The sequence below is a fragment of the Streptomyces sp. GQ60 genome, assembly GCF_059758875.1.
Genome location: NZ_JCAXEG010000006.1, coordinates 187,537 through 211,235 on the forward strand (window position 1 = coordinate 187,537; position 23,699 = coordinate 211,235).

General features: G+C 73.0%; 23 protein-coding genes and 1 pseudogene. 12 read left to right on the forward strand and 12 right to left on the reverse strand.

The window, feature by feature from the left end; all coding sequences use genetic code 11:
- Positions 1-87: 87 nt before the first annotated feature.
- Complete coding sequence (locus AC6CKD_RS17245) at positions 88-1,575, forward strand: condensation domain-containing protein (RefSeq protein ID WP_498328336.1); 1,488 nt, start codon at positions 88-90, stop codon at positions 1,573-1,575.
- Between the two features lie 28 nt (positions 1,576-1,603).
- Here AC6CKD_RS17245 and AC6CKD_RS17250 read toward each other — a convergent pair whose 3' ends face one another.
- Together AC6CKD_RS17250 and AC6CKD_RS17255 are read right to left on the reverse strand one after the other, a co-directional pair.
- Positions 1,604-2,833 (reverse strand): RNA polymerase sigma factor, encoded by a 1,230-nt coding sequence (locus AC6CKD_RS17250; RefSeq protein WP_498328337.1) that lies wholly within the window; start codon positions 2,831-2,833, stop codon positions 1,604-1,606.
- 69 nt (positions 2,834-2,902) lie between these two features.
- Positions 2,903-3,262, reverse strand: coding sequence for a YciI family protein (locus AC6CKD_RS17255; protein ID WP_266875698.1), 360 nt, complete (start codon positions 3,260-3,262; stop codon positions 2,903-2,905).
- 204 nt (positions 3,263-3,466) lie between these two features.
- Between AC6CKD_RS17255 and AC6CKD_RS17260 the strand changes: the two genes are divergently transcribed.
- Complete coding sequence (locus tag AC6CKD_RS17260; protein WP_498328339.1) at positions 3,467-3,841, forward strand: DoxX family protein; 375 nt, start codon at positions 3,467-3,469, stop codon at positions 3,839-3,841.
- Positions 3,842-3,866: 25 nt separating this feature from the next.
- On the opposite strand, the gene AC6CKD_RS17265 is transcribed toward AC6CKD_RS17260, so the two are convergent.
- Positions 3,867-4,136, reverse strand: coding sequence for a hypothetical protein (locus AC6CKD_RS17265; RefSeq protein WP_498328341.1), 270 nt, complete (start codon positions 4,134-4,136; stop codon positions 3,867-3,869).
- Between the two features lie 99 nt (positions 4,137-4,235).
- Here AC6CKD_RS17265 and AC6CKD_RS17270 point away from each other — a divergent pair, with 99 nt between their 5' ends.
- Positions 4,236-4,574, forward strand: coding sequence for a thioredoxin family protein (locus tag AC6CKD_RS17270; RefSeq protein ID WP_498328343.1), 339 nt, complete (start codon positions 4,236-4,238; stop codon positions 4,572-4,574).
- Between the two features lie 115 nt (positions 4,575-4,689).
- On the opposite strand, the gene AC6CKD_RS17275 is transcribed toward AC6CKD_RS17270, so the two are convergent.
- Positions 4,690-5,724, reverse strand: a complete 1,035-nt coding sequence (locus AC6CKD_RS17275) for a BtrH N-terminal domain-containing protein (RefSeq protein ID WP_498328345.1) — start codon at positions 5,722-5,724, stop codon at positions 4,690-4,692.
- Between the two features lie 127 nt (positions 5,725-5,851).
- On the opposite strand from AC6CKD_RS17275, the gene AC6CKD_RS17280 reads away from it, so the two are divergent.
- On the forward strand, positions 5,852-6,205 hold the full coding sequence (locus AC6CKD_RS17280; protein ID WP_498328346.1) for a DUF1304 domain-containing protein: 354 nt from the start codon (positions 5,852-5,854) through the stop codon (positions 6,203-6,205).
- Complete coding sequence (locus AC6CKD_RS17285) at positions 6,202-6,909, forward strand: TetR/AcrR family transcriptional regulator (RefSeq protein ID WP_498328347.1); 708 nt, start codon at positions 6,202-6,204, stop codon at positions 6,907-6,909. Before AC6CKD_RS17280 ends, AC6CKD_RS17285 begins: the two co-directional genes overlap by 4 nt.
- A gap of 82 nt (positions 6,910-6,991) precedes the next feature.
- Here AC6CKD_RS17285 and AC6CKD_RS17290 read toward each other — a convergent pair whose 3' ends face one another.
- The 4 genes and pseudogenes from AC6CKD_RS17290 to AC6CKD_RS17305 form a co-directional block, all read right to left on the reverse strand.
- Positions 6,992-7,507, reverse strand: a complete 516-nt coding sequence (locus AC6CKD_RS17290) for a hypothetical protein (RefSeq protein ID WP_498328348.1) — start codon at positions 7,505-7,507, stop codon at positions 6,992-6,994.
- A gap of 11 nt (positions 7,508-7,518) precedes the next feature.
- Positions 7,519-11,933: pseudogene (locus AC6CKD_RS17295) on the reverse strand (RHS repeat-associated core domain-containing protein); the annotation flags it as partial.
- A 101-nt stretch (positions 11,934-12,034) separates the two neighbouring features.
- Positions 12,035-12,574 carry an AAA family ATPase gene (locus tag AC6CKD_RS17300; protein WP_498328605.1) on the reverse strand — a complete coding sequence of 180 codons (540 nt, stop codon included), beginning with the start codon at positions 12,572-12,574 and terminating at the stop codon, positions 12,035-12,037.
- 96 nt (positions 12,575-12,670) lie between these two features.
- On the reverse strand, positions 12,671-12,874 hold the full coding sequence (locus tag AC6CKD_RS17305) for a cold-shock protein (RefSeq protein ID WP_498328349.1): 204 nt from the start codon (positions 12,872-12,874) through the stop codon (positions 12,671-12,673).
- Between the two features lie 217 nt (positions 12,875-13,091).
- On the opposite strand from AC6CKD_RS17305, the gene AC6CKD_RS17310 reads away from it, so the two are divergent.
- Positions 13,092-14,141: a 2-oxoglutarate and iron-dependent oxygenase domain-containing protein gene (locus tag AC6CKD_RS17310; protein WP_498328350.1), complete on the forward strand. Its 1,050-nt coding sequence runs from the start codon at positions 13,092-13,094 to the stop codon at positions 14,139-14,141.
- On the opposite strand, the gene AC6CKD_RS17315 is transcribed toward AC6CKD_RS17310, so the two are convergent.
- A complete protein-coding gene (locus AC6CKD_RS17315; RefSeq protein ID WP_498328351.1) occupies positions 14,059-14,427 on the reverse strand; it encodes an HGxxPAAW family protein in 369 nt (122 codons plus the stop codon). The genes AC6CKD_RS17310 and AC6CKD_RS17315 overlap by 83 nt on opposite strands.
- A 104-nt stretch (positions 14,428-14,531) precedes the next feature.
- Here AC6CKD_RS17315 and AC6CKD_RS17320 point away from each other — a divergent pair, with 104 nt between their 5' ends.
- Together AC6CKD_RS17320 and AC6CKD_RS17325 are read left to right on the forward strand one after the other, a co-directional pair.
- Positions 14,532-15,026, forward strand: a complete 495-nt coding sequence (locus tag AC6CKD_RS17320; RefSeq protein WP_498328352.1) for a MarR family transcriptional regulator — start codon at positions 14,532-14,534, stop codon at positions 15,024-15,026.
- 93 nt (positions 15,027-15,119) lie between these two features.
- Positions 15,120-16,622: a DEAD/DEAH box helicase gene (locus AC6CKD_RS17325; protein WP_498328353.1), complete on the forward strand. Its 1,503-nt coding sequence runs from the start codon at positions 15,120-15,122 to the stop codon at positions 16,620-16,622.
- 84 nt (positions 16,623-16,706) lie between these two features.
- Here the strand turns inward: AC6CKD_RS17325 and AC6CKD_RS17330 are convergent, their stop codons facing one another.
- Complete coding sequence (locus AC6CKD_RS17330; protein ID WP_498328354.1) at positions 16,707-17,234, reverse strand: hypothetical protein; 528 nt, start codon at positions 17,232-17,234, stop codon at positions 16,707-16,709.
- Between the two features lie 206 nt (positions 17,235-17,440).
- Here AC6CKD_RS17330 and AC6CKD_RS17335 point away from each other — a divergent pair, with 206 nt between their 5' ends.
- Positions 17,441-18,499 (forward strand): hypothetical protein, encoded by a 1,059-nt coding sequence (locus tag AC6CKD_RS17335; protein WP_498328355.1) that lies wholly within the window; start codon positions 17,441-17,443, stop codon positions 18,497-18,499.
- A 9-nt stretch (positions 18,500-18,508) separates the two neighbouring features.
- Here the strand turns inward: AC6CKD_RS17335 and AC6CKD_RS17340 are convergent, their stop codons facing one another.
- Positions 18,509-19,039, reverse strand: a complete 531-nt coding sequence (locus AC6CKD_RS17340; RefSeq protein ID WP_266911561.1) for an SRPBCC family protein — start codon at positions 19,037-19,039, stop codon at positions 18,509-18,511.
- A gap of 54 nt (positions 19,040-19,093) precedes the next feature.
- Positions 19,094-20,155: an NUDIX domain-containing protein gene (locus AC6CKD_RS17345; RefSeq protein ID WP_498328356.1), complete on the reverse strand. Its 1,062-nt coding sequence runs from the start codon at positions 20,153-20,155 to the stop codon at positions 19,094-19,096.
- 287 nt (positions 20,156-20,442) lie between these two features.
- On the opposite strand from AC6CKD_RS17345, the gene AC6CKD_RS17350 reads away from it, so the two are divergent.
- The 3 genes from AC6CKD_RS17350 to AC6CKD_RS17360 all read left to right on the forward strand — a co-directional run bounded on the left by AC6CKD_RS17350 (position 20,443) and on the right by AC6CKD_RS17360 (position 23,551).
- Entirely contained in the window at positions 20,443-22,185 is a 1,743-nt protein-coding gene (locus tag AC6CKD_RS17350; protein WP_498328357.1) for a VanW family protein, read from the forward strand.
- Between the two features lie 105 nt (positions 22,186-22,290).
- Complete coding sequence (locus AC6CKD_RS17355; protein WP_498328358.1) at positions 22,291-22,788, forward strand: hypothetical protein; 498 nt, start codon at positions 22,291-22,293, stop codon at positions 22,786-22,788.
- A gap of 97 nt (positions 22,789-22,885) precedes the next feature.
- A complete protein-coding gene (locus AC6CKD_RS17360) occupies positions 22,886-23,551 on the forward strand; it encodes an NAD(P)-dependent oxidoreductase (RefSeq protein ID WP_498328359.1) in 666 nt (221 codons plus the stop codon).
- Positions 23,552-23,699 lie beyond the last annotated feature (148 nt).

The following is a 23,699-nucleotide window of genomic DNA, read 5'->3' on the forward strand; positions in this document are numbered from 1 at the left end:
CCGGCGAACCGCCGTGCGCGCGTCACTTCCGTGGCCCGGGTGTCGTTAGGCGCTCGGGGTTGACTCGGGGGTCGAAGGGATGACGGAATGCGGCAGTTTCCTCTGGAGATGCACCACATGGCACCCGGCCGGGTCGTCGAGTGGCGGTTGCGGTCCACGGCCGGGGTGCAGTCACCCGGTCCGGACGGCACGGCGGACAGGAGGGCATCCTTCAACCAGGACAAGCACTTCACCGTCGCCGAGGAGAGCCGCGCGGCCGACGACCCGACCGCGTCGTGGATCGCGGTCACCTTCGAGGTCGCGGGCCCGCTGGACGAGGCGGCCCTGACCGGCTCGCTGCTGGCGTTCGTACGCCGCCACGAGGTGCTGCGCTGTGAGTTCCGCAGGCTGGCCGGGGAGTTGGCGTGCGCGCCGATCCCCGCCGCCGAACTGGCCCTGGACACCGTTCAGGTCGCCGCGTTCGACCGCACCGACGAGCTGACCGGCTTCCTGGTGGAGCGGTTCAAGCGGAGCATCGACACGCTGTCCTGGCCGCTGTTCACGATGGGTGCCGTACTGCGCGAGGATTCGGCGACCGTCTACCTGGCCTTCGACCACATCGTCTGCGACGGCATGTCGATGCCGATCGTGGTCCAGGAGGTCGAAAGCGGCTACGAGGCCCTCCGGCGCGGCGAGTTGCCCGATCCGGCGCCCGCGCCGAGCTATCTCGACTTCGCCGAGGAGCAGCGCGGCCGCTACCTCTCCATCGACGCGGACGACGAACGGCTCGGCTACTGGAAGGAGTTCATGGCCAGCGGTGGTGGCGAGTTCTTCCCGCGCTTCCCGCTGGAACTGGGTGTGGAGCCGAGCCGGATGTACTCGATCGTGAACGAGGCCTCCCCGCTGCTGGACGCCGCCGAGGCGGAGGTCTTCGAGAAGGCGTGCCTGGCGGTGGACGGCAAGCCGTTCATGGGCGTGCTCGCCGCCGTCGCGGTCTGTCTGCGCGAGGCGGGCGGGCCGGGGGTCTACCGGGGGTTCATGCCGGTGAGCGAGCGCGGCCGGGCCGGGTGGGGCAACTCGGTCGGCTGGTTCGTCAACACCATGCCCATCGAGTTCGACGCCTCGCCCGGCCGGGACTTCGAGCAGGTCATGGCCTCCGTGCGGGGCGGTTTCAACGAGATGATCGGCCACCTCGACGTACCGTTCGTGCGGGCCTGGGAACTGCTCGCGCCCCGCGAGTTCGCCGCCCGCTCCTGGCCGTACCCGGTGAACTTCTTCTCGTACATCGACATGCGCAAGTGCCCGGGCGCCGAGCGCCACGAGGACTGGCGGCCCACCTCCCACGTGTGGTCGGCGCAGGCCAACGGCGCCTGCTCCTGGTTCCAGCGGGACACGGACGGGCTGCACATGAACTCGATCTACTCGGACACACCCGCCGCGCGCCGCACCATGGACGGTTTCCTGGAGGCCCTGCGCGAGACGGTCCGGGAGATCGCCCGCCACGGCTCGTTCCGCCGCCCCATCGCGCTGACCGCGCCGCGCCGGCCGGCGAGGCGGACTCCGCTCGACGTGGCGGCCTTCGCACGCCGCGGCTGATCCGGCCCGGGCCTCGCGACGGCGGGCCTCAGAGGCGGGCCGCGCGGGCGCGCAGCAGGGTCTGCTCCCGGGCGTTGCGGGTGAGGGAAGCGGCGCGTTCGAACTCCGCGCGGGCCTCCGCCGGGCGGCCGAGCCGCTCCAGCAGGTCTCCTCGTACGCTCGGCAGCAAATGGTAGGAGCGCAGGGCCGGTTCCGCCGTCAGGGCGTCGACCAGGGGGAGGGCTGTCGCCGGGCCCTCGGCCATCGAGACGGCGACGGCCCGGTTGAGCTCGATCACGGGTGACGGGACCAGCCGGACGAGACGTCCGTAGAGGCCGGCGATCGTGCGCCAGTCGGTGTCCTCGTAGCGGACGGCGTCGGCGTGACAGCCTGCGATGGCGGCCTGGAGGGCGTAGGGGCCGGTGCCCGCGCGGTGCAGGGCTTCGACTCCGCGCCGGATCAGCAGGCGGTTCCACTTGGAGCGGTTCTGGTCGGCGAGGAGCACCGGCTCCCCGTCCGGGCCGGTCCGGGTGGCGATGCGCGAGGCCTGGAACTCCAGCAGCGCCGCCAGGCCGTGCACTTCGGGCTCCTCGGGCATCAGGCCTGCCAGGACCCGGGCGAGGCGCAGGGCGTCCTCGCACAGGGCGGGGCGGACGAGGTCGTCGCCGGCCGTGGCCGAGTAGCCCTCGTTGAAGACGAGGTAGATGACCTCCAGCACGGAGGCGAGGCGCTCTTCGCGGTCGGCACCGTACGGGACCTCGAAGGGCACGCCCGCCTTCGCGAGCGCCCGCTTCGCGCGGACGATCCGCTGGGCGACGGTCGGCTCGGGGCAGAGGAAGGCGCGGGCGATCTCCTGGGTGGTCAGGCCGCCCATGAGCCGCAGGGTCAGCGCGATCCGGGCATCGGTGGCGAGGACGGGGTGGCAGGCGGTGAAGATCAGCCGCAGCAGGTCGTCGTCGATGGACTCGGGGTCCGTGAGCCCGGCCTCCTCCTCGGGAGGCGGCACGTCCTCCAGGGTGCGGCCCACTTCCGCGAGCTTGCGCGCGTAGGTCTCCTTGCGGCGGACGAGGTCGATGGCCCGGTGCTTGGCGGTGGCCATCAGCCAGGCCCCCGGCTTGTCGGGCACCCCGGAGGCCGGCCACTGCTCCAGCGCCGCGACCAGCGCGTCCTGGGTGATCTCCTCGGCGATGCCGACGTCGCGCACGATCCGGGCGACGCCCGCGATGATGCGCGCGGACTCGATCCTGAACACCGCTTCGACCGCTCGGGTCGTCCTCACTGCCGTCACGGCTACCCATCAGAGCAGCCGTGACGAGGCAGGGCAAACGGCGCGGACCGGCGTCGGCCGTCAGCTTCCGTCGAGCTGGCGGAGCTCGGCGCCGACCGTCCAGTTCTCGGGGTGGATCTCCAGGAAGCGCTTGGTCCACTCCAGCGCCTCGTCCTTGTCCTTGCACTGCATGAGGGCGTACCCGCCGACGACCTCCTTGGTCTCGGTGAAGGGACCGTCGGTGTAGCTGAGCTTTCCACCGGACCAGGTGACCCGGGTCCCCTCGGAGGTGGGGAGCAGGCCGGCGGTGTCGAGCATGACCCCCGCCTTGGTGATCTCCTCCATCAGGGCGCCCATGCGGTCGTTGAAGTCGGCCGGGAAGGGGGTGTCGGGGGTGAGGTTCTGCTCGTCGATGCGGATCAACGAAAGGAAGCGCGGCATGGTGACTCCTCGGTGGTGGGGGACGGGGGCCTTCCCCGCCTCTCACCCCTGCGTCGAACGGGAGACGCCGGGATCGACAGCTTCCCGGAAAAATCTTCGGAGATTTTCGGGACGCGCGTCGTGGCGGAGATTCCGGCAGCAGGCCCCCACGGAGCTACCGGCGAGTAGGATCGCCGGGCCCAAGCCCCTCCGAGAGGATCCCCGATGCCGCGCACACCTTCCTCCCCGCTCCTGCTCGCCGGTCTTCTGGCGGGCGCGGCGGTGGCGCACGCGGTCGCCCCCAAGCAGTTCGACGCGATCGTGCCGCGCTCGCTGCCCGGCACCCCGCGCCAGTGGACGTACGCGAGCGGCGTGGCGGAGCTCGCACTGGCGGCCGGGGTGGCCCACCCGCGCACCCGCCGGGTCGCGGCGCTGGCGACGGCGGCGTTCTTCGTCGGCGTGTTCCCCGCCAACGTCAAGATGGCCGCCGACGCCCGCCACCGCTCCCCCGCCCTGCGGGCCGTGGCCCTGGGCCGGCTGCCGCTCCAGGTCCCGCTGGTGCTGTGGGCCCGCAAGGTCGGCCGGAACGCGGCGGGCTGAGTCCGCCGGGGCGGGGCGCCCGGCGTCAGCGGCTGTCGCCCGTCCAGTCCCAGTGGCCGGGATCGGCGGCGCGGCGGCGGTAGTGGGCCCGGCCGCCGGGCCCGTAACGCCCTATCTCCGTCGGCAGCCGGGCCTCTTCGCCGAGCTGCGGAACGCTCCAGCCCGTGATGTCGAGCAGCAGTCCGTCGAGGGGACCGCCCACGAGCTCTCCGTAGGCGTGCCCCGGGAGCGGACCCGGGTCGGGGTCGTCGTGGTCGGCGCCGTAGACCCGGCGCCGGAGCATCCTGTCGTCCATACCGGTCAGCTTCACAGACGGCACTGACAACGCCACCGGGCCGAGCGGCGATGATGGGAGCCGTTCGGATCGCACGGCACACGAAACGGAGCACCATCCATGGCACGTCGGGTACACCAGCCTCTGGAGGACCAGGAGTTCGACTTCATCCTCGGCATGACGGACGGGCCCGTGCTCGCCTACTTCTGCGGGAGCTGGCCGAAGGCCCTGGAGCCCTGCCGCGCGATGGACACGGTCGTCGCCGCACTGGCCCAGGAGTACGGGACCCGGCTGACGGCGGTGCGCGTGGACATCACCCGCTGCCCCGCCCAGACCAAGCGGTACGAGGTGACCGGGGCCCCGACCGCCGTCCTCATCGCGGGCGGCGAGGTGCTGGCGACCCGGGCCGGGCCGATGACGGCCGAGGAGTTCCGGGTGTTCCTCGACGCCCACCTCTGAGCGGGCCCCCGGCTCAGTGCCGGGTGGCGGCACCCAGGCGCTGGAACAGGGCCTCGTCCAGGTCCCGCCCCCGCTGGGCAAGCGACTCGACTTTTGACGCGGTCCCACGCCGCCCCTACTCGCCGGGGGCCGCCCGCGGCAGCAGTTCGGCCGCCCGCCGCTCCAGCACCAGGGCGTCGTCCACCAGCTCGGCGCAGGCGTCGAAGAGCGACCGCCGCCCGGCGGCGTCCGCCTCGGGGTCGGCCGTGCGGGCCAGGTCCGCGAGGCGCGACCACTGCCGCCCGGAGTCGCGGAAGAGCTCGGCCGCGTCCCCGTGCCCGGAGAGATCGAGGAAGTCCGCGTACAGCGGCCGGGTGGCGCCCGGGGCGGTCCACTCCTCCTCCAGGCAGGCGTACAGCCTCCGCGTACCCAGGGCGAAGGCCTCGGGGGTGGCGAAGCGGCGCTCCCAGCCCGTCTTGGTGCCGGTGTCGCGCAGCTGCGCGGCGAACTTCTCCATGCCGGAGAAGCCGAAGTTGACGTCGAAGTGGTTGCCGAGCACCGGCCCGGTGAGGCGGGAGACCGTGGCGGCGATCGCGGCGTCCAGGTCGGGTTCGCCGGCGGGCTTCCCGGTGGTCACCACCATCTGGTGGCGGCCCTTCTTGTGTCCGGACCAGGCAGCCCCGAACTCCTCCCGGCCGATCGCGTACGGAGCGCCGGCCCCGTCCAGACCTGCCGCCGGGTCGTCGACGTAGTAGGTGTCCCCCTCGTAGCCGACCACGACGACCACGTACGGATCGGCGGCGGCCAGCTCGGCCATCGGGGCGGAGCCGTGCCAGGGCAGCGCCGACCTGTCGACGGTGCAGAACACCGGGGCCCCCGCGTCGAGAGCGGCCTCGACCCGGTTCCAGCGCGGCTTGGCGCTGCGGGTGGCCTCGTAGGGGATGCGCAGGCGGCCCAGGGCGACCTGGACCCAGGGGTCGGGGTGGGCCTGGGCGACGATCGTCGGCACCGGCGGATGGCCCGCGTACTCGAACACGAAGTACATGAAGCCGATACCGCCCGCCAGGCCCGCGACCAGGGCCTCTTCGTGCACGCTGCCGAGGGCGTGCCGGATCAGCGTGGCCTCGCGGTGGCGTCCGGGGGCGAAGTCTTCATATACGAGCGCAGTCATGCGGTCAGCGTAGTCGCGCCGGGGACCGCCGGCCGCGCCCCGACTTCCCGCGCAGTTGACTTCCTGTACAGTTGTCCAGGAAGTCGGAGAGACCGCTCTCCGCTCACCCCGCCCCAGGGAGGTGGCCGTGCACACGGTCGCAACGATCCTCATCGGCCTCGTCGCCGCTCTGCACGCGTACTTCCTGGTCCTGGAGATGTTCCTGTGGCAGCGGCCGCCCGGCCGCGCCCTGTCCGGCTTCGACGCCGACACGGCCCGCCTGACCGCCGCGCTCGCCGCCAACCAGGGCCTCTACAACGGGTTCCTCGCCGCCGGCCTGGTCTGGTCCCTCGTCATCGACTCGCTCGCCACGCAGATCTTCTTCCTCGTCTGCGTGATCGTCGCCGGGGTGTACGGCGCCGCGACCGCCAACCGCCGCATCCTCATCGCCCAGGCCCTGCCCGGCGCCCTCGCCCTGGGCGCGGCGCTGCTCGCGGGATGACCTCCGGCGCCCGGCACACGCGGCCGCCCGCCGGGGCGGACTCCGGGGACTCCGGGGGCTCCGCGGGGAACGCCGGTACGGACGTGTCGGCCGACGCCCCCGCGGCTGCTGCCGGCACCGCACCCCGTACCGCCCCGCGCACCGACCCCCGCACCACCCGTACCAAGGCCCGGCTGCGCGAGAGCCTCCTCGCCGCTTGCGCGGACCGGCCGCTGGCCGAGGTCAGCGTCTCGGCGGTGGTCCGGCGGGCGGGTGTCGGCCGGGCCACGTTCTACCTGCACTACGAGGACCTCACCGCGCTCGCGGTGGACGCGTGCGCCGACGTCGTGCACGCGGCGGTCGATGCCCTGCACGCCTGGCAGACGGATCCCACGGCCCCTCCCCCGGCCCGCCCCCCGGCCGCGCTGGCCGCCTTCCTCGGCGGAGCGGCCGACCGGGCACCGCTCTACCGCACCCTGCTCCTGCCGGGCGGCGGCGGCCCGCTCGGCGAACGCCTGTACCGGGAACTGCGCGCCCGCAGCCGGGCCGAGCGCGCCGCGGTGGGCGCCCCGCGCCCCGAGCTGGTGGCTTCGGCCGTGGCCGCCACCTTCACCGCCGTGCTCGCGGACTGGCTGCACGGCGATCTGCCCGCCGGCCTGGCGGACCCGGCCGAACTGGCGGAGCGGATCTGGCCGCTCCTCGTCGCCCTCCACCGGGCGGGGTGATCCCCCGAAAGCGACGGCCGGGAACGCGAGAGGCGCCCGGCGGGCCATCGGCCCCCCGGGCGCCTCTCGCGCTGTCAGCGGTTCAGCAAGCGATCGCAGACCCGTCCAGTGCCGATTCCACGGTCACGACGAACCGTCCCGGCCCGTCGGCCCCCACCCTGAGCAGGGCGGGCTCGCCGGCCACCTCCTTCTGGAAGCACATGCCGAAACCGCTCCGGAACCCGTCCGGGGCTTCCGCCCGGCCGCCGACCGCTTTCCATCCTTCTTCACTCGCGGTGTCCCAGTAGCGGGTGGCCAACGCCCGAGCGTCCGTGTCGTACGCGTAGGTGCTGTCCGCGGCGACCCAGGGCTCGCCGCTGTCGTCCATGCACTCGACGCTGGTCCGCTCCGGCACGAGCGTGGTACCGGCCGCGGCGGCGGGCGCCGCGGTCGAGACCTGGTCCATGCGCGCGACCGCCCGCTCCTCCTCGCACGAGCCCTCCGACCCGTAGAAGAGCAGGTACACCGACCCCGCGAGCAGGGCGAGGCCGGTCAGGCAGCCCATGGTGACGGCCAGGCCCAGGAACAGCCCGCGACGCGGGGAACGTGCCGTGTTCACAGGTTCTCTCCCTATCTCGTGCGCAGGTAACCCTTGGAGATGTAGACGCGCGCGTAGTAGTAGAGGTTCGCCCAGAAAGTACCCCAGTACCACCACGCGTACATGCTCCACCAGTTGCGCACGGCGAAGCTCCGGGCGACGGAGTTGTTATGCTGATCGATCTGGGTGTCGCGCCCGCTCTCCCCCCATTCGTGCGCGTCTCCCAGCCTCTTGGCCGCTCGCGCGCCGAAGTAGAACGTCAGGCTCGCCTGCCACATGAAGTGCCGGATCGCGTTGTTGACCCGGCCCGACCTGAAGGTCGCGAGCAGCGCTACCGATATCGCCGTGGCCCAGGCGCAGCCGCGCCAGCCGAGCGTCATGCACGCCCGGGCCTCGATGAGCTTCTTGCGCCAGGACTTGACGCTTCGCCCATCCAGGTCCTGCTGGTTGACCGGGTCGGCGTTGGCGTACTCGTACGCGTTCGCGCTACCGCCGTAGACCGGGTCCGAGGAGAGGAAGCGGCCGGTGGACGGGTTGTAGAGACGGGCGCCCATCAGGACCAGCTCGCTCGGCGTCTCGCTGGAGCGCTGGTGTGCGCCCAGCCATCCGTAGCGGGCGGCGGCCTGCCCCGCGCGGGGCTTGCCGTACTCGTCGCTGTCCAGGACCACGGGGGCCTGCGAGACGTTCAGCGGGAGCTGGACGGCCACGGAGCCCTGGATCGTCGTCAGGTGCAGGACGACGTCCCCCGTCTTGCTGGTGGTGGTCAGGCCGCTCGCGGTGGCGACGTTGCGGGTCACCGCACCGGTCGCGGTGTCCTCGACGATCCAGCGCGGGTTGTCCGCGTCGTCGCCGTAGTGGTTGACGCGGGACGCGGTCTGGGTCCAGACCGCGCCGTCGTACGACTCCTTCGTCCACCCGCGGTAGCGCTGAGCGGCGTCGAGGCCCCAGGTCTGCCGCTGGTTGGACAGGGTCTGCTGGCGGGTGCGGTCGCTGTTGTAGTAAGTGACGGTCCCGTGGCCCGGGAGGGTGGTGGTGCGCCCGAACTCGTCGTAGACGTAGCCGCTGTCGACGAGGCGCTCGGCGCTGTCGTAGGTGTGGGTGGTGGTGGTGGTTCCGCCGTTGGCGGGGCAGTCCGCACCGGGGGCTCCGGCCGCCGTGGTCAGACCGGTGCGGTTCGAACGCCCGTCGAAGGCGTAGGTGCGACGCGTGCAGACGGTGTTCGCCGTGTCCTCGACCGAGGCCAGACGGCCCGCGGTGTCGTAGCGGAACCGCTGGTCGGAGAGACCGGAGTGCGTGGTGATCTGGCCGTGCACGGATTCGTTCACGGTGTCGGTGTAGACGACGACCCCGTCGCTGTCGCGCACGTAGCTGCGCTTCGCGGCGTCACCGCCCGTGTCCGTGCTGATGTTCAGCGTGTACCCGCCGGGCAGCTTCTCGCTGCGGACGGCTCCCGCCGCGTCGTACGACGGAAGGAACTCACCGGCGACCGAGTCGGTCGTCTTGGTCGGAAGGCCCCGGGGTTCGGCGGCGTTGTCGTAGGTGAACGTGACGGTCGACGGCACGTTGTCCGTCACCTTGGTCGGACGGTCGAGCAGGTCGAACTCGGTGGTGGTGACACCGCCGTCCGCATCCGTGTAGGAGACCTGCCGGCCGAGCTTGTCGAACTGCTTGACGATGCTCCCGCCGGTGGGCGAGGAGTTCTTGACGGCCCGGCCGGTCACCGCGTCGTACTCGGTGGTGGCCTCCGGAGCGGCCGTGCCGATGCCGCCGGTCGTGGTGACCTTGGTCGTCCGGCCGGCCGCGTCGGACTCGGTGGTGGTGGTCCGCGTGGACCCGTTCACCGTCTCGATCCGCTTGGCCGGGCTGCCCCACCAGTTGTACTCGGTGGTGGTGGTCGCGAGCTTGGACGTGTTCGCCCCGCCTCCGGTGATGTCACCGGCCGGACCGACGGTGCAGACCAGGTCGGCCCACTCGGGGCGGCCCTGGCACGTGCCGGTACCCGTCGCCGACCAGTAGGTGGTCACGCGGGTGGCGGCGTCGCTGCCGTTCGCGCCGGGGAGCAGCTGCTTGGAGACCCGGTTCTTGGCGTCGTACTCGGTGGTCTCCGTGATGGCCAAGCCACCCGGATCCCTGACGGTGCGGATCGGCAGGCCCCTGGCCCAGTCGTACACGGTCTCGGTGGCGTGGGGCTCGCCGAGTACCGTCGGGTGCTCGCGGACCTGGGCGCCGAGCGTGGCCTTGGTGACCTGGTCCTTGACCCTGGCGGTGCCGTTGGTGGGCCGCCCAGCGTCGTATTCGAGGACCGACCGGTCGCGGGCGGTCACCGAGGTGCCGGCCGGAACGAGCAGGGTCGCTCCGTTCTTCAGGTCGGCGGTCAGGTCGACGCGCCGCAGCGGTCCGAGCTTGCCGACTTCCCGCACTCCGGCCGTGTCGAACGTGGTCGTGGTGCTCAGCTGTTGGGCGCGCTCGGCGCCGGTGAGCTGGCCGATGCCCAGGTTGGCCTGCGCCGCCTGGTCCGCGGGGCTCGTGCCCAGGGCCAGGGCCCGGTTGACGGCCGAGAGCTCGCGGACGGTGTTTCCGTACCGGTCGTACTCGGTGGTGGTGATGTGTCCGCCGGGCGCCGCGCTGTTGACGGGCCGTCCGGAGGCGCCCAGGTAGGTGATCGACGCCCGCGCGTAGGCCGAGGCGGCGAGTGCCGTACCGGAGTGGGACGGGGGGACCGCGTCCGCGGGGAACACGGCGGTCGCGTCGGTGGATGCGCCGGTCTGCCCCCACGCCTTCACGTCGGCCGTGCCCATGGGGTACGGGGCCGTGCCGCCGGTCAGCGGGACGACGCTGGTGGCCGCGGTGCCCTGTTCCTCGCCCGCCGTGCCCGGCTTCAGACCGGCCCGGGAGGCCTTGAGGAGCATGCCGTCACCGGCCGTGGGCGCGGATCCCGCCTGGCCGTACGTGAACGACCAGGGCAGCTCGGACTTGGTCTGCAGCCAGTCGATGCGGTCAGCGGCGTTGTACGCGTAATGCGCATGGGTGCTCTGCGCCAGGTTGGGGTCCCACTGCTGGCGGAGGTTGCCGCCGGCGTCGTAACGGTAGGTGGAGACCGCCTTCGACGCGGCGTTCACGGCGCCGGGCTCGGTGGACCACAGCCGGATCTCCTTCACCTGTCCGGCGAAGTCGCCGAAGTCGGCGGAGGTGCTGTATCCGGTGGCGGTGGTGGCGGTCGCGTAGACGAACTCCAGCGAGCGGCACCCCTTGGTCTGCGGCGTGGTGGCGCAGGTCGAGGCGGTCGCGGCCGAGGTCGGGGCGATGACCCGCTTGGGGCGGGCCGGCTTCTTGGTGTCGACGGTGACCATTTCCGAGACCACGTGGTCGTCGAGTTCTCGACTCCGCTGACCATGGTGCTGGAGACCTGCCAGGTGGTCATCGCCGGGTCGGCCCGGGTGAACTCGGTGACCGTACCGCCGTCGTCGGTCAGCGTGAACGAGCCGCTGACACTGCCGGTCAGCGTCATCGTCCCGGCGCCGGGCTCGGAGACCCAGCCGGTGCGTGCCGCGTTGGCGGTGAAGTGCAGCGCGTCACCCGAGGTGGTCACGACGTCCACGGCCGTGTCCGAGACCCGCGCGACGTGCGAGTAGTCGGACTGGACGATCTCGGTCGCCGTGCCGGAGGCCCACTCCTGGCCGAAGATCGCGGCCTGGCCCTCCTGCTTGGCGCCCTTGTGCGGGTCGCGCGAGGACGTGGTGCGGGAGACGGACATGCCGAAGGCGGACACGTCGGTGGCCGACACCTCGTAGTCGCCGGTCAGCAGGTTCAGCGTGCCCGGTCCGACCGGGCTGGTGGCGGCGCCGCTCGCGTTGCGGTCGACAACCACAGCGACGGGCTGGGTGGCACCGGTGGCGCTTCCCGGCCCGGTGAAGTCGGCCTTGATCTGGACGCTGCCGTCCGGGTCGACCGTGTCCGTGGCGTTCCAGACCACTGCCGGGGTGCGCCCCGCGGTCAGGGACACGGGCCAGGCCGTCAGGGGCGTGCCGCCGTCCGTGACGTGCCCCGCCGGGATCTGCACCCAGGGGTCGGCCTCGGAGCGGCGCCAGGAGAAGGACGCCGCGTTGAACTTGGCGCCATCGGCCTCGGCGGTCAGCGGCAGCCTTCGGGCCGTCCGCTCGCCGGCCGCGGGCTGGACGAAGCCGCCCGGTCCGGCGTGGAAGGTGTACTCGGCCGTCTCGGACTCGTTGTCGGCCTTGTCGACGGTGCGCACGTGGAGCGTGTGGGTTCCGTTCGACGGCGGGGCGACGGAGAGGGCCCGGCTACCGGAGGTGCCGTCGGTGGGTACGCGCGTCCACTCGGCGCCGTCCAGGGACCATTCGAGCCACTGGTGGTCGGTGCCGGCGGGCGGGGAGACGGTGAAGTTGCGCGCCTGGCCCTCGCCCTTGACCCAGGCGTTGGACGAAAAATGGTCACCAATCGCACGAAATGATCGATTCCGTAAGTGAAATGAAATGTCATTTCGGTCACGGAGGCACCTGTCGGGCCGACGCGGCCGGTTTGCGAACGCTACTGTCCGGTAGGACCGTCCTTCTCCGCGGCCAGCCCGGTCTCGTCCATGACCCGGGTGACCGTCTCCTCCAGCGAGAGCTCCGCCTCGATGACGCTCTCCCAGTCGCCGGGCAGCAGGTCGAGCGGCCGGTACCACTCGCGCATCTCCGCCTCGCCGTACGCGTCGGCCTGCGGCTTGCCCGCGTGCCTGCGCAGGGTCTCCTCGAACGGCACGTCGAGGTAGTAGAAGTGCGTCGGCCCGCGGTGGGCCCGGCGCAGCGCGTCGAGCATGGGGCCGTAGCGGTCCGCGTAGAGGATCCCCTCGACGATCACGTGGAAGCCGTGGTCGAGCGCGTAGCGCGCCACGCTCGCGATCAGCCCGATGTTCGCCGCGCCGGGGGTGTCCCGCTCGCGCAGGACGACCCGGCGCAGGTTGTCCTGGCCCACGAGCGCGAGGCCCCGGCCGTGGCGGTCGCGGATGCCCTCCGCCACGGAGGACTTGCCCGCGGCGGAGTTGCCGCGCAGCACGATCAGCCGGGTGTCCGGCGTGCCGGTCATCATCCGGCCCACGCTACCCGTCCGCCCCGGACGTGCGTGAGCCCCGCCGGAAGATGCGGCGGGGCTCACCTCACGGGCCGGGCTCGTGAAACGGTGCTAGAGGGTGACCACCCGCTCCGCCTGGGGTCCCTTGGGCCCCTGCGTGACGTCGTACTCGACCTTCTGCGCCTCCTCCAGCGCCTTGAAGCCGCTGGACTGGATGGCGGAGAAGTGCACGAACACGTCGGGACCGCCGTCGTCCTGCTGGATGAAGCCGAACCCCTTCTCCGAGTTGAACCACTTCACGATGCCAGTTGCCATCTGTACTGATCCTTCACAACGTTCCACCGGCCGCACGCGCGGCCGGACCCGATCCTGCCCATTGATCGGCTCGAGCACACGCCAAGCGCGGCCAACCGGGGCGCTTCCGGATATTCGAACTTTCCTCCGCCCCGTCCGTGAAACGGGGGAGCAGGCCTTCGCACGGGCCCTGGGATGGGCTCGCGGCGGGGCGCTCCGAAGGAGTCTTCGAGAGGGGATGGACATGGGTGAGCTCGCGACGTTCCGGGTGCCCGCCCGGATCACGGGAACCACGGCGGACACCGTGCTCGGCGGGGCGATGGTCCGCGCCTGGCAGCGCGACGGAATCTTCCAAGTGGCCGCCGACGGGCGGCAGGAGGCCCGCACCCGGGTCGCGTTGGCGGCGAGCCGGCGGTTCTTCGCCCGGCCCGCGCCGGAGAAGGCGGCGTGTGTCAACGACACCTCGTACAGCGGGTACATCGCCTCCGGCGAGGAGGTGACGGCAGGCCGGCCGGACGCCTCGGAGATCTTCACCATCACCCCCGACATCCCTTCCGCCGCGGCCGCGGGCCTGCCCTGCCACGGCCCGGTCCCCTGGCCCGACCCGGACTACCGCGCGGCCATGGAGGCCTACCTGGCGGGTGTCGGCGGGCTCGGCGATCGGCTGCTGCGGCTGGTGGCACTCGGGCTCGGCCTCGGACCGGCCGGCATCGACCGCCTCGCGGGGCTGACCCGCGACGGCTGGCACCACATGCGGGTGCTGCGCTTCCCCGCCGCGGAGCGGACCGCCGAGCGCGGGATCGGCGCCCACACCGACTACGGGCTCCTGGTCATCGCCGCCCAGGACGAGGTCGGCGGGCTCTTCGTACGGCCCCCCGTGCCGGGCGAGCACCGGCCGCGCAACTGGCTGCCGGGCGAGAGCACGGCGGGCTTCGCCGAGGACCGGCCCGGCTGGGCCCCCGTACAGCCGGTGGTGCGGGTGCTGACGGTGTTCCCCGGGGACATCCTCCAGTTCATGACCGGCGGCGCACTGCTGTCCACCCCGCACCGGGTGCGGCTCGCGGACCGGGAGCGGTACGCCCTCGCCTACTTCCACGAGCCGCGCTTCTGCGCCCGGATCCGCCCCCTCGACCCGGCGCGGGCCCAGGACGGGGACGGCCCGGAGCCCGCGGTGATCCACTACGGCGAGCACTTCACCCGGATGTTCATGCGGTGCTATCCGCAGCGGGCAACGACGCGGCGGATCGAAGCCCAGGGGCTGCTGCGACACCTCGCCGCGAGCCGCTGACCCGGCAGCCGAGGCAGTCGGCGTGGCCGGTGTGCGCGACGGTGTCGCGGACCCGCCAGTCCCACTGGCTCTCCGGCCGGGGACCGCTCGGCTTCCCCCAGCCGGCCAGGTGCAGCACCCAGGTGGTGACCCCGGCCGCGCCGACGACCCCCAGGCCGATCCAGACGCCGGGGGTCCAGGCGGCGCACAGGGCCGCGCCCGCCACCGCGCTTCCCACCAGCGCGATCGCGGTGCCGGTCCAGCCCGCCACCGTGTGGCCGAGGTCCACGTGACCGTGAGCGCTCATCGTTCTCCCCTGGTTCGTCGGTTCAGTAGGCTCGAAAGGGTTCTCTTACAGAGAAAGCCAATTACCTCACGAGCTAAGTAACTTAGATGCTAAGGAGTAACCGCGTGCAGGGCAAGCCCCGCCCCGCGGCCACGGTCCAGGAAGCGCTGTCGCGCATGGACCGGTACGTCGCCCTCGGCATCGTCGGCCAGCAGGAGGTGGCGCAGCTCCTCGGGCTGAACGTCACCGACCTGACCTGCCTCGGCCACATCCTGGGCGCCGGGGAGGACCCGCTCGGCGCGGGCGACCTCGCCGAGCTGACCAAGCTCACCACCGGCGCGGTGACCGGGGTGCTCAACCGTCTGGAGCGCGCCGGATACGCGAGCCGGCAGCCCGATCCCGCCGACCGTCGCCGGGTCCGGGTGGTCGCGGAGCCGGCCGCCGCCGCGCGGATCTTCGCCGTCTACGAGCCCTTCTACGCCCGGCTCGGCGCGGTGTTCGCCGAGTACACCCCGGACGAGATCGCCGTCATCGCCGACTGGTTCGGGCGGGCGACGGCCGAGGTCACCGCCCATTTGGACCGGGTACGGGCCGGGGAACTGGGGCCCGTGGCCCCGTAACGCCGATGGTAAAATTTGCATTTTGGCGACGTTCGCGCGGGTGATGTGCGCGTCGCACTCCGAACATCTTGTACGTCTCACGGAAGGTTCTGCATGAAGAACCCGTCGGCTCATGGGCGCTTCGGCATCAAGGCCGGAGCGAAGGCCAGCCCGAAGGGCGGTGCGAAGGGCGGCGGAAAGACCCCGCGGACCCTCGGCCCCCAGGGCGAGTACTCAATGCCCAGGACGACCACGCCGGCGCTGCCGCCGGTGGAGTCCTTCTCGGAGCTCGGCCTGCCCCCTGAGCTGGTGAAGACGATGGCCGACCAGGGGGTGGCGGAGCCGTTCCCCATCCAGGCCGCGACCCTCCCCAACTCCCTGGCGGGCCGCGACATCCTCGGCCGCGGGCGGACCGGCTCGGGCAAGACGCTCGCCTTCGGCCTGGCCATGCTGGCCCGTACGGCGGGTCAGCAGGCCGATCCGAAGCGACCGCTCGCGCTGGTCCTCGTACCGACCCGCGAGCTGGCGCAGCAGGTGACCGAGGCCCTGGCCCCGTACGCGCAGGCCCTGAAGCTGCGGATCGCCACGGTCGTCGGCGGCCTGTCGATCGGCAAGCAGACGGGCGCCCTGCGCACCGGAGCCGAGATCGTGGTGGCCACCCCCGGGCGGCTCAGCGACCTCATCGGCCGGCGCGACGTGCACTTGGAACGCGTGAAGACCGTGGTCCTCGACGAGGCCGACCAGATGTGCGACATGGGCTTCATGCCGCAGGTCACCGAGATCCTCGACCAGTGTCACCACGCCGGCCAGCGGATGCTGTTCTCGGCCACGCTGGACCGCAATGTGGACCAGCTCGTCCAGCGTTACCTGAAGGACCCGGTCGGACACTCCGTGGACCCGCAGTCCGCCTCGGTGTCCACGATGGACCACCACGTGCTGCACATCCACGCGGCCGACAAGGTCTCGGCCGCGACCGAGATCGCGGCGCGCGAGGGCCGGGTGCTGATGTTCCTGGACACCAAGCACGGGGTCGACCAGTTCGTGAAGCACCTGCGGGCCATGGGCGTACGGGCGGAGGGGCTGCACAGCGGGAAGTCGCAGCCGCAGCGCACCCGGACGCTCGGGCAGTTCAAGGACGGCCTGCTGAACGTCCTGGTCGCGACCAACGTCGCCGCGCGCGGCATCCACATCGAGGACCTCGACCTCGTGGTCAACGTGGACCCGCCGGCCGACAGCAAGGACTACCTGCACCGGGGCGGCCGCACGGCGCGGGCCGGCGAATCCGGCAAGGTCGTCACCCTGGTCACCCCGAACCAGCGGCGCGACATCGTCCGGCTGATGGCCGACGCCAAGATCCGGCCGACCATCACCCAGGTCCGCTCCGGCGAGGCCGCGCTGAGCCGCATCACCGGCGCGAAGGCCCCGTCCGGCGTGCCGCTGGCCGGCGCCGCGGCCACCGACGCCAAGGGCCGGCCCTCGGGCTCGGACCTCGGCTTCCGCGGGATCGGCACCCGGCCCGGGCGGCCCGGGAAGGGCAAGGAGTCCCGCAAGACCATCGAGGCGCGGCAGGCCGCCGAGGCCCGCGCGGCGGCGCGGGTGCGGCGCGGCGCGAAGTAGTACGGCGGAACGAATCAGCACGGCGGGAGGGCCGGGACCGCGGATGCGGTTCCGGCCCTCCCGCGCGTCAGATGGGTCACGGGCTCAAGCGGCCCGCCGCAGCAGGCGCTGGGCCGCCGCGTTGCGGACCCGGCGGGTCCGGGCCCCCGCGGCGAGCAGGCGCAGGGCCTCGTCCGCGTGCAGGGACTGGGCCGCCGTCCGCTGACACCAGTCGGAGGCGGCGAGGAGGTCCGCCGCGGACCAGGGCTCGCCGCGCGTGACGGCCTTCAGCAGGGTCCACTCGCGCAGCCGGCGGGTGGCGAAGGTGCGGCCGCCCAGGACGGTTCCGACGGACTGCGCCCAGGCCGGAAAGGCCTCGTCGGCCAGCAGCCCGGCCGCCCGCCGGTCGAGGTGCGTGACCACCGCGCTCTCGGCCATCACCACGTCCGGATCGCACAGTACGGCGGCCACGGCCTCGGCTTCCGCGGGCCGGCCCGAGACGGCTGCCAGGGACTCCAGGTGCCGGGCGTAGCGCCAGTGCTCGGGCGGGTGGTTCACCGCCACCGTGCCCGTCGTTCCCTCGGTCCGGCTCTCCGGGCCGCCTGGGCGTATCTGGTACTCGCTTCTCCCCATGCGGCCATTCCACACGACACCGGTGAACGCCACGTGGTCAGGGTGGCATCGAGCCCGTACCGGACGGCGACGACGGGGTCATCGGTGGCTGCCGTTCCGCATCTGCGCAGGTCACAGGACTGTTACGTGATCTCGGTCCGGGTTGTGCCGCCTCGGTGACGCACTGTGAGATGGGCCGGGACCAAGAACACGGGCGGGGGCCTCATATGACGGAGCCGGCGGAATTCGTCACGCGACTGCGCGCGGGCGGCCAGGATCCGGTCCAGGACCGGGACCGGGACCGGGGCCAGGACCAGAGCCAGGAGCAGAACCAGAGCCGGCACCGGGACCGGGACCGCGAGGCGGCCTGGCACGACCACGGGCGCCGACGGCGCGTCGGCCGCCTGGCCGTCGGAGCCGTCGCCGCCCTGGCGCTCGCCGGCGTCACCGCGTGGCTGGTGACCGCCCCGGACGAGCGGACCGGCGGCAAGCCGTACGCCGCCGCGCTCGACGAGCAGGCCTGGCCCGATGCCTGGCCGGCCACCACGAGCCTGCCGCTGCGCGGTTCACCCGCCCGTAACTGGGCGACCGAGCAGGAGGAGCTCCCGCTGCCCGAGGCCACGGCCGTCGGTTCGATCACGAAGGCGAAGGTCTTCGACGGACTGCTCCGGGCCCGGGAGTTCGTGGTCGCGGCCAATCTGGACCCGGAGGTGCTCCGGGGCGCATGGCCCGCCGATGCCTTGGAACTGCTCGATCCGCAGCAGCCCGCCCGCGCCGAGCTGTCGGCGCACCTGCGCGAGCCCGGGCTCCCGGACGCCGACCCCACCGAGCTGTTCACCCGCTTCGACCCCGCCCGGCTCACACCGGCCCGGGGAGGCATCAGGGTGCGCGGCCGGATGTCCTTCGAAGCCGGCGGGAATCCGGGGCAGCTCAGGATCCACGCCGACTACACCTTCGTCTACGCCGTGCGGCGCGCGGCCCCGCACGCGGAGCCGGGGCCCGCGCCGGGCACGGAGGAGGTGGCACGGGTCGTCGTGCGCAGGCAGCTCGTGCTGCTCTACGCCGCGGCCGACTCCCCCGGCACGACGGCCGGGAAGCTGATCCCGGCCGGGTACCGCCGACAGCTCGGCAACCACGACTGCGGCACGGTCGACGGCTTCGTCCACCCCTACTTCTCCAGGGAGGCGGCCGCCGCCCAGCGGCCGTGGCCGGTGGTCGACCCGTACGACGACAGCAAGGCCATCCCCGACGGACGGCCGAGCTGCACCGTCCCGTCACGCACCTGAGCCGCGCGCTCAGCCCCCGTGGCTCTCGTAGCCGCCGGAGCCCTGGTCGTTCGCGTGCCCCTGCTCCGGGAGCGGGGCGCCGGTCTCCAGAAGGGTCTTGAGGCTGGACGCCAGCATCGGCCAGGCGCGCCCGCACATGCCGATGAGGGTGCCGCCCGGTTCGAAGCCCTCGTGGAGGATGGTGAGCCGCGCGAGCGTGTCGCCGACCGGCTCGATCTCGTACGTCACCTTCGTGCGCCGCTCGCGGGCCAGCTCGGCGCGCAGCTCCTCGCCGATGCCCACGGAGGCGGCCCACTGCGGGGTGAAGGTGTGCCAGGTGTAGGAGAGCAGCCGCTCCGGTACGCACTCCAGCACCACCTGCTCCGGATCGCTCGTCCGCGCCCCGCGCTCCACCCAGTCCATCGTCGAGCCCACCCGCCAGTCGGTCTCGAAGTCGAGCCCCCAGTAACGGCGGGTGAACGCGGGCTCGGTCAGGGCCTGCCACACCCGCGCGGGGTCGGCCTGGACGTACACGGTGTAGGTGATCGCAGTCTCGCTCATCCCCTCATGCTGCGGGACCGGGGCCCGCGGACCGGGCATTGAGCCGCTCTGCGCTCACCAGTGGCAGCCCTCCGCCGGGAGTTCCGTCGGCGGGGTGCGGGGCGGCGACGGGAGGGCGAGGTGGGCGCGGGCGCTGTGGACGGCCGCGAGTTCCTCGTGGCCCGCCGGACCCCAGTCGCTGAGTTCGCGGACCTGTTCGGGGGTGGCCAGCAGCCGGGCGTACGCCGGGTCCGGGCCCGCTGGCAGCGCCGTGAGCCGGGCCGCGGTGCGCGGGTGGGCGCCCTGGCCGGCGTACCGGTACCCGAGCGGGAGCGCACCCGTGGTCCGGGCCGCCGTCGGGGGCGGGAGGTGGGCGGCGCCGGTGGCCCGGGCGACGAGCAGGAGGACCCGCCCGTCGGGGGCGAAGAGCCACCCGGCGGGATCCTCGGGCGCGAGGTGCGCGGGGGGCCGACCCGGGTGCCAGGTGCCGTGCAGCGGGACGCGGCGGCTGCGCAGGACGCCGAGCCGGTCCAGGGCGGTGGGGGTGGTGGGGCGGCCGTCCTCCAGCAGGGCGGCGCCGCCGCCGTTGATCCGGGCCCGCAGGGCGGACAGGGCGCGGCGGGCGTCGCCCGCGTCCATCAGGGCGGGCAGCTCGGCGGGCTCGGCGAAGTGGATGCCGGTGATCTCCTGCGCGGGGAGCCGGACGGAATCGATGCGGTCCCGGGTCCAGGTGCCGCCGTCGAAGACGTGCAGGATCTCGCCGGGGAAACGCATCCCGGCGGGCATGCCGGGTGCGTCGGCCGGGATCCAGTCGACGGCGAGGCCGCGCGGATAGCGGCCCTCGACGCCGAGCTCCTCGTACATCTCGCGGGCGGCCGCCGAGGCCGGGGACTCGCCGGCGTCCACGGCGCCGCCGGGCAGCAGCCGGTCGGGGCGGTAGTCGACGCTCTGCACGAGGACCCGTCCGTCGGCATCGGTGACGAGGACGACCGCTCCGGTCCAGAGGGCGGCGCGGGAGGCCCCGTACTCCTCCGGGGTCATCCACGTGCCCGGCTTCGAGGCCGGGGCCTGGTCCTCGGGTGCGGCCGGGCGGGCGCGCGTGTCCTCCGTCACGTCCTCGTCGGTCGACTGCGGCATCGGACTCCATTCACCGTAGGGGCACCGCGGGGGCGCCGTGCGGCCCCCGTCGCGCGGGCCTCGCGGGTCCATCGGGCGGGCCTCGCGGGGCGTTCCGCACGGGCGCACCCGCGGGCTGTGCAACAGCGCGGACGGCTCCCGGGTTACGGAGATCAACACATTCCCCTTTGCCGCCCCTATACCTCCTTATTACCTGGTTACACGGATCTTGCTACGTTCCCCGGGCGGACTGGCGGCATGAAAACCGCCGGTCCGACCACGTCACCGAAGCGAGGAGAGACCCGGACATGCGACGCGCACCCCGCAGGGGCACCCCGGCGGACGCCCGCAAGCGGTGGACCGTCCCGGGCGTGGCAGGCGTGGCCGGCGGCGTCGCGGTCCTCGGCTTCGGTGGGCTCTACGCCGCGGGCCTGCTGCTGGCGGGCGACGACATAGCCGGCGGGACGAAGGTGCGCGGCATCGACATAGGCGGGATGAGCCGCGCCGAGGCCCGCCAGACCCTCGACCGTGCTCTCGGCCCGTCCGCCGCGGCCCCGCTGGGGCTGCGGATCGGGGAGCGGACCGAGCAGGCGCAGCCGGCGACGCTCGGCCTGTCCCTGGACACCGGTGCCACCGCCGACCGGGCGGCCCGGTCCGGTTACGACCCGGTCAGCGTGATCGGCCGGCTGTTCTCCTCCGGTGATCCCGAGGTGGAGCCGGTGGTCCGGCTCGACGAGCAGGCGGCCCGCGCCGCCCTGAGCGGCATCGGTGCGAAGACCCGGCAGGAGGCCCGGGAGGGCTCGGTCTCCTTCGAGAAGGGCAAGGCCAAGGCGGTGGCCCCGGTCACCGGCACCGACCTCGACGTCGACGGCTCCCTCGGCGTGCTCCGCTCGTCCTACCCCCGGGCCGCGGACGGGCCCGTCGTGCTCCCCGTCCGGAGCACGGAACCCCGTATCGGGCAGCAGGAGACGGAGCGGGCGCTGAAGGAGTTCGCCGAGCCGGCGGTGTCCGCACCGGTCACCCTGACCGTGGCGGGCAAGCGCATACCCGTCGGTCCGGCCGTCCTCGCCAAGCACCTCACCCTCAAGGACGACGGCCAGGGCCGCCTGGCGCCCGGCCTCGACGCCAAGGCGCTGCTCGCCGACCCGGAGCTGGCCGGTCCGCTGCGGCAGGCGGCGCCGGGACCCGTCGAGGCGAAGCTGCGTCCGGACTCCGCCGGCGGGGTCTCCGTCGCCGAGGAGGGCCGGCCCGGACGCCGGGTCGCCGAGGAGGGCCTGTCCGCCGCCGTGCTGCCGCTGCTGACGCGGGCGGGCACGGCGGAGCGTACGGGCGAGGTCGCCACGGAGGAGGTCCAGCCGAAGCTGACCAAGAACACGGTCGCGCGGCTCGGCATCAAGGAGGTGGTGTCCTCCTTCACCGTCGACTTCGAGAAGGCTCCGTACCGTACGACGAACATCGGCCGGGCCGCGGAGCTGATCAACGGCTCGCTCGTGCTGCCCGACGAGACGTGGAGCTTCAACCGCCGCGTCGGCGAGCGCACGAAGGAGAACGGTTTCGTCGACGGCCTGATCATCAACAACGGCCAGTACGAGAAGGCCGCGGGCGGCGGTGTCTCGGCGGTGGCTACCACCGTCTTCAACGCGATGTTCTTCTCGGGGGTCAAGCCCGTCGAGTACGGGGCGCACTCCTTCTACATCGAGCGCTACCCGGAGGGCCGCGAGGCCACCGTGGCGTGGGGCAGCCTGGACCTGCGCTTCGCCAACGACTCGGGCAAGGCCCTCTACATCCAGGCCCAGGCGACCGACACCTCGGTCACCATCACCTTCCTGGGGACGAAGCAGTACGACGAGATCCGCGCGGTCAAGGGTCCGCGGACGAACGTGAAGCCCCCCGCCACCCGCACCGACACCGGCCCGAAGTGCGAACCGCAGTCCCCGCTGGAGGGCTTCGACGTCGCCGTCGACCGGGTGTTCGTGAAGGGCGGGCAAGAGGTCAAGCGGGAGACGATGAAGACCCGTTACACGCCGAGGGACAGTGTGACCTGCGGCTGAGGCCGCTCCGGGAGGAGCCCGGACCACCCGTGCGGGTGAGCGCGTGCGGGGGTGCGGGCGTTCGTCGGGCAGGGTGGGCGGATGGAGTCGCGCCGGGGACCGAGGGTGCCCCTGATCGTTGTCGCGCTGGCCGTGGCGGCCGGGTGTCTGACCGGATGTGTGACCGTGGGCCCGGCCGGGCCGGGGGCCGTTCCCGGGACCGGAGCCGTACCCGGGAGCGGAGCACGGCCCGCGCCGACGGAGGTACGGACGGGCCTGCCGGGACCGGCCGTCGAGGCCTGGCCGCTGGGGGCGCTGCCGGAGGTCGCGCAGGACGCTGACCCGGTGCCGGAGGACGCCGAGGCCCCCTTGCCCGGGGCAGCCGTTGCCCCGCGACCGGCCCAGCCCGCGGCGCCCGCGGCCCGGGCGCGGAGCCGGGTGAAGCCCGCCGCGCCGCGGCACCGGTCGGAGCGGCCCCGGCGGGCCGCGCCGAAGAAGCCGGCGGCACCCGCCGCGAAGCCCCGTCGCGCCCGGCCCGCGCCGAACCGTACGTACGACATGGCGCCGCTGTGCGCGGCTGCCCGGGGGACGGTGGACCCGGCCATCGTCGCGCTGTGCCGCTGACCGCGTGGCGCTGCCGGGTGCGGGATGCCGGATTCGCTTGGATGGGCCCGGCGGACCCCGACCGGGGCCCATCCAGCCTCCACCTCCAGGAGTGGCCATGGCGAAGATCGCTCTCTTCGGCGCGACCGGCACCATCGGATCCCGGGTGCTGCACGAAGCACTCGGGCGCGGACACCAGGTCACGGCCGTCGTACGCGATCCCGCGCACTTCGCCGAGTCCGAAGCCAGCTCCGCGGACGTCACCGTCGTCAGCGGCAACGTCCTCGACCCCGCGTCCGTGACCCAGGCGGCGGCCGGGCAGGACGTGGTGGTCAGCGCGTACGGTCCGGGCTCCGGTGATCCCGGCACGCTCGTCGGTGCGGCGAAGGCACTGATCGGCGGCGTACAGGCCCTCGGTGCGGACGGGGCCCGGCCGCGCGTGCTCACCGTCGGCGGGGCGGGCTCGCTGCGCACCCCCGGCGGACCGATGGTCTGGGACCAGGCCGGGATTCCGGCGCCGGTCGTCGCCGTCATGCACGCCCACGGGGACGCCCTCGACTTCCTGCGGACCGTGCCGGTGGAGGAGGTCCACTGGACCAACATGAGCCCCGCCGCCACCATCGAGCCGGGCACCCGGACGGGTACGTACCGGCTGGGGCTCGACGACCTGGTCGTGGACGATGACGGAACGAGTCTTATCTCGGCGGAGGACTTCGCGGTCGCGCTGCTGGACGAGATCGAGCGCGACGCGCACGCGGGAAGGCGCTTCACGGTCGGGTACTGAACCGGGTGATGAAGCGGGTTCTCGATCCGGTACCGCATCGGACCTCGCATCGGATGCCGTTTCGGATGCCGTTTTTCGAGTGCCGGTTCGAGTGCCGGTTCGGGTGCCGAAGGGCGTGCCGACGAGCGTGCCGGAGCCGCCCCAGCGC